The 15,004-nt window shown below is 64.9% G+C and carries 14 protein-coding genes; 7 read left to right on the forward strand and 7 right to left on the reverse strand.

The features are described 5' to 3' along the window. Positions 1-83: 83 nt before the first annotated feature. The 6 genes from L0U83_RS12140 to L0U83_RS12165 all read left to right on the forward strand — a co-directional run bounded on the left by L0U83_RS12140 (position 84) and on the right by L0U83_RS12165 (position 5,292). Complete coding sequence (locus tag L0U83_RS12140) at positions 84-1,313, forward strand: GspE/PulE family protein (protein WP_233883892.1); 1,230 nt, start codon at positions 84-86, stop codon at positions 1,311-1,313. Further along, positions 1,310-2,539, forward strand: a complete 1,230-nt coding sequence (locus tag L0U83_RS12145) for a type II secretion system F family protein (RefSeq protein ID WP_233882945.1) — start codon at positions 1,310-1,312, stop codon at positions 2,537-2,539. The genes L0U83_RS12140 and L0U83_RS12145 overlap by 4 nt, the downstream gene beginning before the upstream one ends. A gap of 28 nt (positions 2,540-2,567) precedes the next feature. Then, positions 2,568-3,485, forward strand: a complete 918-nt coding sequence (locus L0U83_RS12150; RefSeq protein WP_233882946.1) for a prepilin peptidase — start codon at positions 2,568-2,570, stop codon at positions 3,483-3,485. A 4-nt stretch (positions 3,486-3,489) separates the two neighbouring features. Then, positions 3,490-4,110 (forward strand): dephospho-CoA kinase, encoded by a 621-nt coding sequence (coaE, locus tag L0U83_RS12155; protein ID WP_233882947.1) that lies wholly within the window; start codon positions 3,490-3,492, stop codon positions 4,108-4,110. A 182-nt stretch (positions 4,111-4,292) separates the two neighbouring features. Then, a complete protein-coding gene (gene zapD / locus L0U83_RS12160) occupies positions 4,293-5,048 on the forward strand; it encodes a cell division protein ZapD (RefSeq protein WP_233882948.1) in 756 nt (251 codons plus the stop codon). 49 nt (positions 5,049-5,097) lie between these two features. Continuing rightward, on the forward strand, positions 5,098-5,292 hold the full coding sequence (locus tag L0U83_RS12165; RefSeq protein ID WP_233882949.1) for a DNA gyrase inhibitor YacG: 195 nt from the start codon (positions 5,098-5,100) through the stop codon (positions 5,290-5,292). Positions 5,293-5,369: 77 nt separating this feature from the next. Here L0U83_RS12165 and mutT read toward each other — a convergent pair whose 3' ends face one another. The 4 genes from mutT to secA all read right to left on the reverse strand — a co-directional run bounded on the left by mutT (position 5,370) and on the right by secA (position 10,853). Further along, positions 5,370-5,801: an 8-oxo-dGTP diphosphatase MutT gene (gene mutT, locus L0U83_RS12170; protein ID WP_233882950.1), complete on the reverse strand. Its 432-nt coding sequence runs from the start codon at positions 5,799-5,801 to the stop codon at positions 5,370-5,372. Next, positions 5,798-6,670 (reverse strand): ATP-binding protein, encoded by an 873-nt coding sequence (locus L0U83_RS12175; protein WP_233882951.1) that lies wholly within the window; start codon positions 6,668-6,670, stop codon positions 5,798-5,800. The genes mutT and L0U83_RS12175 overlap by 4 nt, the downstream gene beginning before the upstream one ends. 16 nt (positions 6,671-6,686) lie before the next feature. Further along, a complete protein-coding gene (gene argJ / locus L0U83_RS12180; RefSeq protein ID WP_233882952.1) occupies positions 6,687-7,928 on the reverse strand; it encodes a bifunctional glutamate N-acetyltransferase/amino-acid acetyltransferase ArgJ in 1,242 nt (413 codons plus the stop codon). Between the two features lie 120 nt (positions 7,929-8,048). After that, a complete protein-coding gene (gene secA / locus L0U83_RS12185; protein ID WP_233882953.1) occupies positions 8,049-10,853 on the reverse strand; it encodes a preprotein translocase subunit SecA in 2,805 nt (934 codons plus the stop codon). Positions 10,854-11,215: 362 nt separating this feature from the next. Between secA and L0U83_RS12190 the strand changes: the two genes are divergently transcribed. Beyond that, on the forward strand, positions 11,216-11,689 hold the full coding sequence (locus tag L0U83_RS12190) for a DciA family protein (protein WP_233882954.1): 474 nt from the start codon (positions 11,216-11,218) through the stop codon (positions 11,687-11,689). 99 nt (positions 11,690-11,788) lie between these two features. Here the strand turns inward: L0U83_RS12190 and lpxC are convergent, their stop codons facing one another. The 3 genes from lpxC to ftsZ form a co-directional block, all read right to left on the reverse strand. Then, entirely contained in the window at positions 11,789-12,706 is a 918-nt protein-coding gene (gene lpxC, locus L0U83_RS12195) for a UDP-3-O-acyl-N-acetylglucosamine deacetylase (protein ID WP_133183019.1), read from the reverse strand. A gap of 259 nt (positions 12,707-12,965) precedes the next feature. Then, on the reverse strand, positions 12,966-13,475 hold the full coding sequence (locus tag L0U83_RS12200) for a peroxiredoxin (protein ID WP_233882955.1): 510 nt from the start codon (positions 13,473-13,475) through the stop codon (positions 12,966-12,968). Between the two features lie 271 nt (positions 13,476-13,746). Then, complete coding sequence (ftsZ, locus tag L0U83_RS12205; RefSeq protein WP_028207795.1) at positions 13,747-14,949, reverse strand: cell division protein FtsZ; 1,203 nt, start codon at positions 14,947-14,949, stop codon at positions 13,747-13,749. Between the last annotated feature and the right edge of the window lie 55 nt (positions 14,950-15,004).

Genomic DNA, 15,004 nt, shown 5'->3' on the forward strand with positions numbered 1-15,004 from the left:
CGAGGCGGCTTCGCGCTGGCATGTCGATGCTTTCTACTCCTTATCGTGCGCACCCTTTCGCCGCAATACCTACCGAAGGCGGTATGGGCGGTGGGTCGACGGCACGCACACCTGCGCCTGTTTCTGCACCGCAGCTCGACGACGCCCCGGCCGTTCGACTGCTCTCGGACACGCTGCGCGAAGCCGCCCGGCGCAACGCCTCGGATCTGCACATCGAGCCAATGGAGCACGGCTGGCGCGTGCGTCTGCGCATCGACGGCGTGCTGCATGAAATGTCGAGGCCGCCCGCGCATCTGCGCGATGCGTTCGTCACACGTATCAAGGTGCTCGCACGCATGGACATCGCCGAGCGGCGCATTCCGCAGGACGGCAGACTGCGGCTCGCAGCCTCCGCGACGTCGCAAGCCGCCGATGACTATCGCGTGAATTCGCTGCCCACGCTTCACGGCGAAAAGCTCGTGTTGCGCAGGCTCGAAGCGCTTCCCGCTGATCTCTCTCTTGCCGAACTCGGGCTCGACGAAGCTCAACAGCGCACGGTTGCCGATGCGATCAGCGCGCCGCATGGTCTCGTCCTCGTCACGGGCCCCACCGGCAGCGGCAAGACGCTCTCGCTCTACTGTTTCTTGCAGAGGCTCAACGGCACGGCGCGCAATCTCTGCTCGGTGGAAGACCCCGCCGAAATCCAGCTCGCCGGCATCAACCAGGTCAACGTGCGCGAGAAGGCCGGGCTCACTTTTGCGGTGGCACTGCGTGCACTGCTGCGCCAGGACCCGGACATCATCATGATCGGCGAAATTCGCGATGAAGAAACCGCCAGCGTCGCCGTGAAGGCCGCGCAGACCGGCCATCTCGTGCTCTCGACCGTGCACACGAACGACGCGAGTGCGGCCTGCGCACGGCTCGTCGACATCGGTGTCGAGCCGTACAACCTCGCAGGCTCGCTGCGGCTCGTCACGGCGCAACGTCTCGTGCGGCGGCTGTGTCCGCAATGCCGAGTGCGCGGCGAAGCTTCGCACGCGGTGCTTGTCGCGGCGGGACTGAACACGCACGACAGTGACGCCACGCAGCCTTATGTTGCGCGCGGCTGCGAAGCTTGCCACGGCATTGGCTATCGCGGTCGCGTGGGCATTCACGAAGTCTTGCCGATATCAGAGGCCATACGCGATCTCATCGTCGCGGGGCGCGGCGCACACGAAATCGCTCGCGAAGCACGCAGAAGCGGTGTAGCGACCTTGCGCGAGGCGGCGCTCGCACACGTGCGCGACGGCACCACGAGCCTTGCCGAAGCGCTCGCCGCAACGGAAGCGCCATGAGCGCCGCGGGCAACACGCGCGCCCATCGCGGCCCATCTGAGTGGCGATTCACGTGGCGCGGTCTCGATGCATCGGGCGCGGCGAAGCGCGGCACGGTGACCGCGCTCGACGCCAACGCTGTGCGCGTCGCGCTCAGGCGCGAGCGCATCACCGTGCTCGCCATCGAGCGCAAGTCGAGCGCAGGCGCGCCCAAGGCAAGCCACGCGGACGTCACGCGCTTTACGCGCCAGCTCGCGAGCCTCTTGCGCGCCGGCCTGCCGCTTGCGGGTGCACTCGACCTGCTCGCGCTCTCGCCGGGGCCGCACGGCATGCCGCGCATTGCCGCTGCGCTCGCGCGCGACATCGCCGGCGGCCTGCGCTTTGCCGACTCGCTCGCTCAGCATCCGGCGCGCTTCAACGCGCTCTATTGCCAGCTCGTTGCCGTTGGTGAAGCCTCGGGTGCGCTCGCAGCCGTGCTCGCCCGCCTCGCCGACGACCGCGAGCGCGCCGCCGCGCAGCGCTCCAAAGTGCGCGCCGCGCTCACCTACCCCGTCGCGGTGCTGCTGCTCGCATTCGTCATTACCGCGGCGTTGCTGGTCTGGGTCGTGCCCACGTTCAAGCAGATCTTCGACGGCTTCGGCGCCGCGCTGCCCGCGCCCACGCAGTTCGTGCTGATGCTCTCGGCGGGCGCCGCACGTTGGAGCGTGCCGGCCGCTGCCACTGCTGCGACCGGTGCGCTCGCCCTGCAAGCGGGCTTACGCCGTTCGGAAGCCACGCGCATCGCGTTCGGACGCACGATGCTGAAGCTCCCGCTTTGCGGCGCGCTGCTCACCACGCTGTGCGCCGCGCGCTGGAGCCGTGCGCTCGGCACGCTCCTCGCCGCCGGCACACCGCTCGCCGACGCCTTCGATTCGCTCGCACACGCGAGCGGCAACGCGTTCTTCGATCGCGCGAGCGCGGGCATCAGCGAGCGCCTGCGGCACGGCGAGCGGCTCGCTGCCGCGATGCGCGCGGCAGGATGCTTTCCGGCCGACGTGGTTCAGCCCGTTGCGGTCGCGGAAGAGTCGGGCGCGCTCGACGCCATGCTGCTCGATGTGGCCTCGCTCGCCGACCGTCAGGTCGACGAAAAGATCGCGCTCGTGTCGAGCCTGTGCGAGCCGCTCGTGATTGTCGTGCTGGGTGCGCTGGTCGGCGGCCTCGTCGTGGCGATGTATCTTCCCATCATTCAACTGGGCAACGTGGTGTAGCATCGCTGCCAGATTCCGGTTCCGTCTCATGCCCGTCCAACTACTTTCCGCGCCCGACTCCGCAACGCCGCTCGCCGCCGCTCTCGCCAGCCTGCCCTTCGGCGTGCTCGTGGGCTTCACCATTGCGTTCGGGCTCGTCATCGGCAGCTTTCTCAACGTGGTCGTGCACCGGCTGCCGATCATGCTGGAGCGCGCGTGGCGCGCCGATGTGGCCGAAACAACCGGCACACCCGGCCCGCTCTTCGAAGAAGACGGGCTGCCCGCACGCTACAACCTCTGGCTCCCGCGCAGCGCGTGCCCGCACTGCGGCCACGTCTTGCGTGCCTGGGAAAACATTCCAGTGATCAGCTGGGTCGCGCTGCGCGGGTGCTGCTCGCACTGTCATGCACGCGTGAGCGTGCGCTACCCGCTCATCGAAATCGCAAGCGCGGCTTGCGCGGCCGGCGCATTGCTCGCCTTCGGGCCCACGGGCAAGGCGCTCGCCGCCTTTGCGCTGTGCGCCACGCTCATCGCCGCGAGCGCCATCGACCTCGAACACCAGATGCTGCACGACGAAATCACGCAGCCGCTGCTGTGGGCCGGGCTGCTGGTCAACTTTGCGGGCACCTTTGTCACGCTGCGCGAAGCCGTAATTGGCGCGGTCGCGGGTTATCTCGCGCTCTGGTGCGTCTATTGGGTCTTCAAGCTGTTGCGTGGCGTAGAAGGCATGGGCCATGGCGACTTCAAACTGCTCGCCGCACTCGGCGCATGGCTCGGCTGGAGTGCGCTGCCGCAGATCGTCGTGATCGCAGCCGTGGCCGGTGCGCTCGTCGGCATCATCGCTACGTTGACGGGACGCATGCGCTTCGAGGAGCCGCTGCCGTTCGGCCCGTATCTGGCCGCTGGCGCGCTCGTCACATTGTTTGCGGGCACACCGCTGTACGGTGTATTTGCGTGGGGGAGCTGATCAAATGTTCGCGGTCGGATTGACGGGTGGCATCGGCAGCGGCAAGTCCACCGTTGCGGATTGCTTTGCAGCGCGCGGCGTGACGATCGTCGACACCGATCTCATCGCGCATCGAATTACCGCGCCGCATGGCGTCGCGATGGCGCCGATCGCCGCGGAATTCGGCCCTGAATTCGTCGCGCCGGACGGCTCGATGGACCGCGCGCGCATGCGTACGCTCGTGTTCGGCGACGAAGCCGCGCGCAAGCGACTCGAGGCGATCACGCACCCGCTTATCCGCTCGGAGACCGAACGGGAAACACGAGAGGCCAACGGGCCTTACGTGATCGTGGTCGTGCCCTTGCTCGTGGAGTCGGGTACCTGGAAAACACGTGTCGATCGCGTGCTCACCGTCGATTGCAGCGTGGAAACCCAGATCGCCCGAGTCATGCGCCGCAATGGCTTCACACGTGAGCAGGTGCTCGCGATCATCGCGCGGCAGGCCACGCGCGAGGCGCGCGTCGCGGCCGCCGACAACGTGGTGGTGAACGACAATGGGGCGACGCTCGAAACGCTCGCCCTGGACGTCGACGCATTGCACCAGACGTATCTCAAGCTCGCTGCCGCGAAAGCAAGTAGCGCTTAAAGCCCCTCCGCTCACAAGAAACTCACGCTCGCCACGCCAGTCGAACCGCATCGCAGGACAACGTACAGTGCAAATTAGCGGGACACATCGGCAAAGGCTCGAGCCGGCGCGATTGCGACCGTAGTCCCACGGCATTAGAATGTCCTGCAATCCGTCACCTACCACGCCCGAGGCGAGCGCGCTTGATTCTTTACGAGTATCCCTTCAACGAGCGAATCCGAACGCTGCTGCGCCTCGAGGACCTGTTCGAGCGCTTCACCTTCTTCCTGACCCAGGAGGATCCGAGGGAACATCACGTCGCGCTCACGACGCTCTTCGAAATCGCCGAAGTCGCAGGCCGCGCCGATCTGAAGTCGGACCTCATGAAGGAACTCGAACGGCAGCGCCAAACGCTCGCGCCGTTCCGTGGCAATCCCGGCATCGAGCAGAATGCACTCGAAACCGTGCTGGGCGAAATCGAGCAAACGCTGGCCGGCCTCACGCAGATGCAAGGCAAGACGGGCCAGCATCTGATGGATAACGAGTGGCTCACGAGCATCCGCAGCCGCGCGATCATTCCCGGCGGCACCTGCAAGTTCGATCTGCCATCGTATTACGCGTGGCAGCAGCTGCATCCCGATCAACGCCGTCAGGACATCGCGAAGTGGGTCACGCCGCTGCTGCCGCTGCGCGACGCCGCCGCCATCGTGCTGCGCCTCGCGCGCGAGTCGGGCCAGGCGTCGAAGGTGATGGCCATGCAGGGCAGCTATCAGCAAATGCTGTCGGGCCGTGCGTATCAGCTCATGCAAGTACGCGTGGCACCGGAATTGCGCGTGATTCCGGAAGCGAGCGCCAACAAGTACATGCTGTGGGTGCGCTTCACCGTGCAGGATGGCGATCTGCGTCCGCGAGCCGTCGATCAGGACGTGCCGTTCCAGCTCACGCTCTGCAGCCTGTGAAACCGGGCGCGTCGCCGCGCCAGACCCAACGCAACCAAAGTTCTATCGCATGACCACTGTTGTCAAATGTCCGAACTGCGGCAAGGAAGTCCGCTGGGTGCCGGAAAACCGCTTCCGGCCTTTCTGCTCCGAGCGCTGCAAGCAAATGGATCTCGGCGCATGGGCGGCCGAAAAGTACCGCCTTGGCGGTGCCGACGACGAAACGCCGCCCGAAGACGCGCCGCCCACGGATACGCGCCAATAAGCGACGCGCGGGCCGAACAAAAAAGGCCGCTGTGCATCACGCACAGCGGCCTTTCACATCGTAGTGTCCGTAATGTATTACTCCGCAGCCAGCCACTCCAGCACGGGAATCGTCGCGGGCAAGAGCGGTTCGACGCTCGCCGGCAACGACTGCCAGACAAACGCCTGGCCTTCACGGCCATGCGGCTCACCCGTCCACGCAGTCACCTTGCAGAAATAGAGCCGCACATAGGCGTGCGGGTAATCGTGCTCTAGCGTATGCCACAGGTGGCACGCCTTCACGTCGATGCCCAGTTCCTCGTGCAGTTCGCGCGCAAGCGCGGCTTCGACCGTCTCGCCCGCTTCCAGCTTGCCGCCCGGAAACTCCCAGTAGCCTGCATACGGTTTGCCTTCGGGGCGCTGCGCGAGGAGATAGCGGCCATCGGGCTGCACCAGGACGCCCACCGCGACTTCCGTCACGGGGCGGGCGTTTGCGGATGCGTCCTTTGCGGCGTTGCCTTCGGCGCTCATGCCTCTTGCGCCTTCTTGCCCGACCAGTCGCGTGCGAACTGCCATGCCACGCGGCCCGAACGCGAGCCGCGCTCCAGCGCCCAGACGAGTGCGTCGCCGCGCGCCGATTCGACTTCGGCGTCGTCGCAGCCGAAATGGCGCAGCCAGTGGCCGACGATCGTCAGATAGTCGTCCTGCTTGAACGGATAGAAGCTCACCCAAAGGCCAAAGCGCTCGGAGAGCGAAATCTTCTCTTCCACCACTTCGCCCGGATGAATCTCGCCGTCGGGCATGTGCTTGTACGTCTCGTTGTCGCTCATGTACTCGGGCAGCAGATGGCGGCGATTCGAGGTCGCGTAAATGAGCACGTTGTCCGACTGCGCGGCCACCGAGCCGTCCAGCGCCACCTTCAGCGCCTTGTAACCCGATTCGCCTTCCTCGAACGAGAGGTCGTCACAGAACACGATGAAGCGCTCGGGGCGCGTCGAGATCAGATCGACGATATCGCCGAGGTCATGGAGATCGTCCTTGTCGACTTCGATCAGGCGCAGGCCGTCCTGCGCGTACGCGTTCAGGCAGGCCTTGATCAGCGACGACTTGCCGGTGCCGCGCGCGCCGGTGAGCAGCACGTTGTTCGCAGGCTTCTTCTGCACGAACTGGCGCGTGTTGCGGTCGATGAGATCTTTCTGTCGGTCGATGTTCTGCAGGTCGTCCAGCGAGATCAACGAGATCGCGGGCACCGGCTGCAGGAAGCCGCGCCCCTGGCGCTTACGCCAGCGAAACGCGACGGCCGTGTTCCAGTCGACATCGGGCGCCGACGGCGGCAGCACGGCTTCGAGGCGGCCGAGCAGCGCTTCGGCGCGGGTCAGAAACTGTTCGAGCTTGTCCATGTGATAAAGGCGTGAATCAGGAGCGGTAATCGGCGTTGATGCTCACGTAGTCGTGCGAGAGGTCGCAGGTCCAGATCGTGGCCTGCGCGTCGCCGCGGCCGAGGAGCACGCGGATCAGGATCTCGCTTTTCTTCATGACGCGCTGGCCGTCCTCTTCGAGGTACGCCGGGTTGCGGCCGCCCGCCTTGGCGACGAGCACGTCGTCGAGATAGAGGTCGATCTTGTCGACGTCGAGGTCCGTCACGCCCGCGTAACCGATCGCGGCGAGGATACGGCCGAGGTTGGGGTCCGAGGCGTAGAACGCTGTCTTCACGAGCGGCGAGTGGCCAATTGCATACGCAATCTGACGGCACTCGGCCACGTCCTTGCCGCCTTCCACCTGCACGGTCATGAACTTGGTCGCGCCTTCGCCGTCACGCACGATCAGTTGCGAGAGTTCCTGGGCGACGGCCGTCACGGCGTCGCGCAGCGCGGCGTAAGCAGGCGTATCCGTCGACGTGATCGCGGGCAGGCTCGACTTGCCCGAGGCGATCATGATGAACGAGTCGTTGGTCGAGGTATCGCCGTCGATGGTGACGCAGTTGAACGAGCGGTCGGCCACGTACTTCACGAGTTCGTCGAGCACGGGCTGCGCGACGTTCGCATCGAAGGCGAGGAAGCCGAGCATGGTCGCCATGTTCGGCTTGATCATGCCCGCGCCCTTGCTGATGCCCGTGAACGTGATCGTGTGGCCGTCGACCGTGACCTGACGCGACACGGCCTTCGGCAGCGTGTCGGTCGTCATGATGGCCTGCGCGGCGTCGTACCAGTTTGCGGCCTCGCGGTTCTCCAGCGCGGCGGGAAGGCCTGCCTTCAGACGGTCGATGGGCAGCGGCTCGAGAATCACGCCCGTCGAGAACGGCAGCACCTGCGACGACTCGAGGCCGGCGAGGCGCGCGAGTTCATCGCAGGTCTCACGCGCGTGCTTCATGCCCGGTTCGCCGGTGCCCGCGTTCGCATTGCCGGTGTTCACCACCAGCGCGCGAATGCCCTTGCCGCCTGCGCGCACCTTCGCGAGATGCTCGCGGCACACCGTCACCGGTGCGGCGCAGAAGCGGTTCAGCGTGAATACGCCGGCCACGCTCGCGCCTTCGTCGACGGAAATCACCAGGACGTCCTTGCGATTGGGCTTGCGGATGTTGGCTTCCGCCCAGCCGAGCGTCACGCCGGCGACCGGATGAAGTTGAGCGGGATCAATCGAGGGGAAATTGACAGCCATGGTGGCGACCTGTCGAAAAGGCGATGCCGGCCAGGGCGCTGGAGCCTGGCCGGCATCGGGATTCAAAACGCAAGGCCCGCCATGAGGAGCGGGCCACCAGAATCTACGTTCAAGCCTGCGTCAAGCGATCTTGCCGTGACACTGCTTGTACTTCTTGCCGCTGCCGCACGGGCACGGATCGTTACGGCCTACCTTCGGCAGATCGCTGCCTACCGGCGGCGTATGGCTCATGGCCGCGCCCACCATTGCGGCGGCGGCGTCGGCGGCCACCGGTGCAGCAACCGCGGGAGCCGGCGCTGTGTCGGCTTCGGCGAACTCGGCATGGCGGAACTCGACGTTCTCGACATGATGGCCCTGCTCTTCGATCTGCTCGGCCGCCTGTTCAAGCTGCTCCGGTGACTGGATCTGCACGTTCATCACGATACGCGTGACTTCGAGCTTCACGGCTTCGAGCATCGCGGCGAACAGTTCGAACGCCTCGCGCTTGTACTCCTGCTTCGGGTTCTTCTGCGCATAGCCGCGCAGATGGATGCCCTGACGCAGGTGGTCGAGCGCCGCGAGGTGTTCGCGCCAGCTGCGATCGAGCGTCTGCAGCATGACCGAGCGCTCGAACGCGCTGAACGATTCGCGGCCCACGAGCCCGACCTTCTGCTCGTACGCTTCGTCGCCTGCGGCGAGCACGGCTTCGAGAATTTCATCGGCGTCGATCGACGACGACTCGTTGATCATCTCCTGGATCGCGAGGTCGAGTTGCCATTCGTTGCGCAGCACTTCTTCGAGCTCAGGCACGTCCCACTGCTCTTCGATACTGCCGTGCGGCACGAACTGACGCACGATGTCGGTGATCACGCCATGACGCATCGCGCCGATCGTTTCGGTGATGTCGTGCGCTTCGAGCAGTTCGTTGCGCTGCTGGTAGATCACCTTGCGCTGGTCGTTCGAAACGTCGTCGTATTCGAGCAGCTGCTTGCGGATGTCGAAGTTGCGCGCTTCGACCTTGCGCTGTGCCGACTCGATCGAACGCGTGACGATGCCCGCTTCGATCGCCTCGCCTTCCGGCATCTTCAGGCGGTCCATGATCGCGCGCACACGGTCGCCCGCGAAAATGCGCAGCAGCGGGTCTTCGAGCGAGAGATAGAAACGCGACGAGCCCGGGTCGCCCTGACGGCCGGCACGGCCGCGCAACTGGTTGTCGATCCGGCGCGACTCGTGACGCTCGGTGCCGATGATGTGCAGGCCGCCCGCGGCCTTCACCTGATCGTGCAGCGTCTGCCACTCGTCGTTCAGTTGCTGGATGCGGCGCGCCTTTTCGTCGGCGGGGATGGCGTCGTCGGCTTCGATGAACGCCGACTGCTTCTCGACGTTGCCGCCGAGCACGATGTCGGTACCGCGGCCCGCCATGTTGGTGGCGATGGTCACACGCTGCGGACGGCCTGCTTCGGCAACGATCGCGGCTTCACGCGCGTGCTGCTTCGCATTGAGCACTTCGTGCGGCAGACCGGTCTTGGTCAGCAGGTTCGAAAGCAGTTCGGAGTTTTCGATCGACGTCGTGCCGACCAGCACCGGCTGACCGCGCTCGTAGCAGTCGCGGATGTCGCGAATCACGGCGTCGTAGCGCTCTTTCGCCGTCTTGTAAATCTGGTCCTGCTTGTCGATCCGCTTGGGCGGCCGGTTCGTCGGGATCACGACCGTTTCGAGGCCATAGATCTCGTTGAATTCGTACGCTTCGGTGTCGGCCGTACCCGTCATGCCCGAAAGCTTCGCGTACATGCGGAAGTAGTTCTGGAACGTGATCGAGGCGAGCGTCTGGTTCTCGCTCTGGATCTTCACGTGCTCCTTCGCTTCCACGGCCTGGTGCAGACCGTCCGACCAGCGGCGGCCAGCCATGAGACGGCCGGTGAATTCGTCGACGATGATGACTTCGCCGTTCTGCACCACGTAGTGCTGGTCCTTGTAGAACAGCGTGTGCGCGCGCAGCGCGGCGTACACGTGGTGCATCAGCGTGATGTTCTGCGGCGCGTAGAGGCTTTCGCCCTGGCCGATCAGGCCCCACTCGGCGAGCATGCGCTCGGCCTTCTCGTGACCCGATTCGGTGAGGAATACTTGACGCGCCTTTTCGTCGAGCGTGTAGTCGCCCGGCTTTTCCACGCCCGTGCCGTCAGCCTTCTCTTCGCCGATCTGCTGCTCGAGCAGCGGCGGCAGCGCGTTCATGCGCACGTAGAGTTCGGTGTGGTCTTCGGCCTGGCCCGAGATGATGAGCGGCGTGCGCGCTTCGTCGATCAGGATCGAGTCCACCTCGTCGACCACAGCGAAATTCAGCGCGCGCTGCACGCGCGCCTCGGTCTCGTAGACCATGTTGTCGCGCAGGTAGTCGAAGCCGAACTCGTTGTTCGTGCCGTAGGTGATGTCTGCCGCGTACGCTTCCTGCTTCATCGCATGGTCCATCTGCGACAAATTGATGCCGACCGAGAGACCGAGGAAGTTGTAGAGGCGCGCCATCCATTCGGCGTCGCGCTGGGCGAGGTAGTCGTTCACCGTCACGACGTGGACGCCGCGGCCCGACAGCGCATTCAGATACACGGGCAGCGTGGCGACGAGCGTCTTGCCTTCGCCGGTACGCATTTCAGCGATCTTGCCGTAATGCAGCACCATGCCGCCGATCAGCTGCACGTCGAAGTGGCGCATCTTCAGCACGCGCTTGCTCGCCTCGCGGCAAACGGCGAACGCCTCGGGCAGCAGTTCGTCGAGCGAGGTGCCTTTGGCCACGCGCTCGCGGAACTCGACCGTTTTCGCGCGCAGTTGCTCGTCGGTGTACTGCTCGATCTTCGGTTCGAGCGCGTTGATCGCCACGACCGTCTTCTGATACTGCTTGATCAGGCGCTGATTGCGGCTGCCAAAGATTTTCTGTAAGAGACCGGTGGTCATCGGATCGGTGTCTGCGTCGCGGCTTCGGCCGGGATTCCTGAGGGTGGGTTCAGCGCGTCGTGCAACGTCTGCCGACGCCTGCACTACGCATCCGGACCGGAGGGACCTCGGCGGCTTTAGCCCAAAAATGGTGGATTCGAATCGGGCATTTTAGCACGCGCCCTCTCACCCGCCTGTGTCAGCGCAAAGACGGCTCTGGCGCGCGGGGTGCCCGCACGGACGGCCTTCCCGGCGTGCGGCGAAGGGCCGCGATGCGGCCCTGGCCGAATGGCCTGAAGGCGCTTGGATGAGCGGTGCGCAGGCTACAATGACGGCATCGCAGGCAACGAGATGCCGCTTGCGCTCTCCCACCCTTACGCCACATGAGCCGTTTCTCGCCGTTTTCAAGGTCTAGGGGACCACGCGCGCCCCAGCCGCTCGCCGAAGTGCTGAGCCGCACGGACGCGTTCGCGCCGCTGCGCGCCGGCGTCGAGCAGATCGCGGCGATCCAGCGCGACCTGAACGCACTGCTGCCCGACTATCTCGCGGCAAGTGTGGAGCCCGGTTTCATCAAGGACGGCACGCTGGCCCTTTTCACTGCGCACAACGCACTCGCGGCGCGGCTGCGGCATCTGGAGCCGCGGCTCGTGGCAGACCTGCAAGCGCGCGGCTGGGCGTTGAACAGCGTGCGCATCCGTGTGCGTCCGCAAGCCGTCAAAGATCCGGCGCCGCCCAAGCAGGCGCGCATGACACCGGCTGGCGCAGCAGCGCTCCAGGCGCTCAGTGAGACGCTGGAGGCCTCGCCGCTGCAGGCCGCCCTCGCGAGGATGGCGGCGCGTCACACGAAAAAGCGCTAATCCGGCCCGCGCAAATCTCACGAAACTGCACAGCGAAGCCCGCAAAAAGAAAAAGGGCAGCATAAGCTGCCCTTTTTACTCGCGAAGCTCGCCCGAAACTCAGGCGAATGCCGTCTGCGCCTCGTAGCCGAAGCCGCGCGGCGCCTTCTGCGGATCGTCGAACGTGACGATCTCGTAGGCGTCCTCATTCGCGAGCAGCTCGCGCAGCAGCGCGTTGTTCAAGCCGTGGCCCGACTTGTACGCGTCGTACGCCGCCAGCAGCGGATGGCCGACCACGTACAGGTCGCCGATCGCGTCGAGCATCTTGTGCTTCACGAATTCGTCGTCGTAGCGCAGGCCGTCGTTGTTCAGGATGCGGTACTCGTCCAGCACGATCGCGTTGTCCATGCTGCCGCCGCGCGCGAGGCCCAGTTCGCGCATCATCTCGACTTCATGAGCGAAGCCGAACGTGCGGGCGCGCGCGATTTCGCGCACGTACGAGGTATTCGCGAAGTCCACTTCGAGCGCCTGGCCCGTCTTGTCGACGGCCGGGTGGCGGAAGTCGATCGTGAACTTGAGCTTGAAGCCGAAGTAAGGGTCGAGGCGTGCGAACTTGTCGCCGTCGCGGATCTCCACCGGCTTCTTCACCTTGATGAACTTCTTCGGAGCGTTCTGCTCCTCAATACCCGCCGACTGGATCAGGAACACGAACGAAGCCGCGCTGCCGTCCATGATCGGAATTTCCTCGGCGGTCACGTCCACATAGAGGTTGTCGATACCAAGGCCTGCGCAGGCGGACATGAGGTGCTCGATCGTCGAGACACGTGCGCCGTCTTTTTGCAGCACCGAGGCGAGGCGCGTATCGCCAATCGCCATCGCCGATGCGGGGATGTCAACCGGCGTCGGCAAATCCACGCGCGAAAACACGATGCCCGTGTTCGGCGCCGCCGGACGGAGCGTCAGGTCGACCTTGCGGCCCGAGTGCAGGCCGATGCCGACTGTCTTCACGATTGATTTGATGGTTCGCTGCTTCAACATGGTCTTCTTGCTCATTGAAAATCCCAATCGGGATTTTTTAATTCATAGCACGAATTATACTCCAGTTGCGCCGACTCCGTCGTTTTCACCGGCGTGACAAACTGTTTCCCTGTGTTACCCAATAGAGATGGAGGGCGGGCCGATGCCCGGAACGGAGGCGTTCCCGGGGTGATCGGCCCGCTGTGCTCACGTAATCGCCTGTCACATTTGCGCCGCAGGTTCGCGTTGCATCAGGGCAACGCGGCGCCCGCAAACGCGCTCATGCGCGGGTTAACGTGGCAAGTATGCTCGCAGCATCGCTCACTTCGAACTTGCCGGGTGCTTCGACGTGCAGCGTCTTGACCACGCCGTCGTCGACCACCATCGCATAGCGCTGGGAGCGGATTCCCATGCCACGCGCCGACAAATCCTGCTCCAGTCCGAGTGCACGAGTCAACGTTGCGCTGCCGTCGGCCATCATGCGTACCTTGCCCGAGGTACGCTGATCGCGTCCCCACGCGCCCATGACGAACGCGTCGTTGACGGACACGCACCAGACCTCGTCGACACCGGCCGCGCGCAGCGCGTCAAAGTGTTCGACGTAACCCGGCACGTGCTTCGCGGAGCACGTAGGCGTGAACGCGCCAGGCAATCCGAAGATCACCACGCGCTTGCCCGCCGCTTCCTTTCGCACGTCGAAGCTGTTCGGCCCCAGCGTGCAACCCTCACGCGCGTCTTCGACGAACTCGAAGAGCGTCGCTTCGGGCAGCGTTTCACCCTGTTTGATCATGACTCGTCCTTCGCAACGATGCGCAAGCTTGTTCAAGCGTCATGCGCTGGCATGTCGCAATGTTGGGCAACGATGTACTCCAAGGTTACACAGGTTCGCCCGGCGACACCGCGCCTGTCCCCCACGCTCAACGCGTGGCGGGCAACCGTCCCTGCCGCGCATCCTCGCGGATGCGGCCTTGCTGGTCTTGCTCGCCTTCATTGCAACGCCGCGCGCTATCTGTCTGCGGGCGAGGGCAACGCGTGCCCTGCCGCAGTCAGATCGGCTCGCGTCAGTCCGCCTGCTTGCGCAGGAACGCGGGGATATCGTACGTATCGACGCCCTTTTCCTGCAGCGCCTGCACGTGCGAAGCCGCGGTGTCGCGCGATGTGCGCCACACAGCCGGCGTGTCGAGCGCGCCGTAGTCGGCCGTGTTGCCGTGGCCACTGTGCTGCGGTGCGTACGAACCTGCCGGAGCCGGGATCGGCTGATTGTCCGTGCCCGTGCGCAGCAGTTGCATCGGCGCGGCTTGCTGCTTTTTCGCAGCGCGGCCAAGGCCCGTTGCCACCACCGTCACGCGCAGCGCGTCGCCCATCGCGTCGTCGTACACCGCACCGAAGATCACCGTCGCATCTTCTGCTGCGTAGCTCTTGATGGTGTTCATCACTTCACGCGTTTCGGACAGACGCAGCGAACGGCTCGACGTGATGTTGACCAGCACGCCACGCGCGCCCGACAGATCGACGCCTTCGAGCAGCGGGCTCGCCACGGCCTGTTCAGCTGCGAGGCGTGCGCGATCGACACCGGCCACCGTGGCCGTGCCCATCATCGCCTTGCCCTGCTCGCCCATCACCGTCTTCACGTCTTCAAAGTCGACGTTCACGAGACCGTCGACGTTGATGATTTCGGCGATGCCCGCGACTGCGTTGTTCAGAACGTCGTCCGCGCACTGGAAGCATTTGTCCATCTCGGCGTCATCGCCCATCACGTCGAACAGCTTGTCGTTCAGGACGACGATCAGCGAGTCGACGTGATCCTCCAGTTGCTGCGAGCCGGCTTCCGCCACACGCATACGCTTGCCGCCTTCGAACTCGAACGGCTTGCTCACCACGCCAACGGTGAGAATGCCCATTTCCTTGGCGATCTGCGCGACGACCGGTGCGGCACCCGTGCCGGTGCCGCCGCCCATGCCCGCGGTGATGAACACCATGTGCGCGCCGCGCAGTGCGTCCGCGATGCGCTCACGTGCTTCTTCTGCTGCCGCGCGGCCCATCTCCGGCTTCGCACCGGCGCCGAGGCCCGTGTTGCCGAGCTGAATCACGGCCGATGCACGCGAGCGCGAGAGCGCCTGTGCGTCCGTGTTCATCACGATGAAATCGACGCCTTGCACGCCGCGGTTGATCATGTGCTGCACGGCATTGCCGCCAGCACCACCAACGCCTACCACCTTGATGATGGTGCCGTTGGTTTCCGTTTCCAGCATCTGGAATTCCATGTTGCCTCCGTCAAGAAAAAGATTCCGCTCCTCGGCCGTTATCCAGTGGAAGATC

It is taken from the genome of Paraburkholderia flagellata, assembly GCF_021390645.1.
GTDB lineage: Bacteria > Pseudomonadota > Gammaproteobacteria > Burkholderiales > Burkholderiaceae > Paraburkholderia > Paraburkholderia flagellata.

Coding starts and splice junctions, on each gene's coding strand:
- L0U83_RS12140 (WP_233883892.1), top strand. CDS start 84: ATGGGCGGTGGGTCGACGGCACGCACACCTGCGCCTGTTTCTGCACCG.
- L0U83_RS12145 (WP_233882945.1), top strand. CDS start 1,310: ATGAGCGCCGCGGGCAACACGCGCGCCCATCGCGGCCCATCTGAGTGG.
- L0U83_RS12150 (WP_233882946.1), top strand. CDS start 2,568: ATGCCCGTCCAACTACTTTCCGCGCCCGACTCCGCAACGCCGCTCGCC.
- coaE (WP_233882947.1), top strand. CDS start 3,490: ATGTTCGCGGTCGGATTGACGGGTGGCATCGGCAGCGGCAAGTCCACC.
- L0U83_RS12165 (WP_233882949.1), top strand. CDS start 5,098: ATGACCACTGTTGTCAAATGTCCGAACTGCGGCAAGGAAGTCCGCTGG.
- mutT (WP_233882950.1), bottom strand. CDS start 5,801: ATGAGCGCCGAAGGCAACGCCGCAAAGGACGCATCCGCAAACGCCCGC.
- L0U83_RS12175 (WP_233882951.1), bottom strand. CDS start 6,670: ATGGACAAGCTCGAACAGTTTCTGACCCGCGCCGAAGCGCTGCTCGGC.
- argJ (WP_233882952.1), bottom strand. CDS start 7,928: ATGGCTGTCAATTTCCCCTCGATTGATCCCGCTCAACTTCATCCGGTC.
- secA (WP_233882953.1), bottom strand. CDS start 10,853: ATGACCACCGGTCTCTTACAGAAAATCTTTGGCAGCCGCAATCAGCGC.
- L0U83_RS12190 (WP_233882954.1), top strand. CDS start 11,216: ATGAGCCGTTTCTCGCCGTTTTCAAGGTCTAGGGGACCACGCGCGCCC.
- lpxC (WP_133183019.1), bottom strand. CDS start 12,706: ATGTTGAAGCAGCGAACCATCAAATCAATCGTGAAGACAGTCGGCATC.
- L0U83_RS12200 (WP_233882955.1), bottom strand. CDS start 13,475: ATGATCAAACAGGGTGAAACGCTGCCCGAAGCGACGCTCTTCGAGTTC.
- ftsZ (WP_028207795.1), bottom strand. CDS start 14,949: ATGGAATTCCAGATGCTGGAAACGGAAACCAACGGCACCATCATCAAG.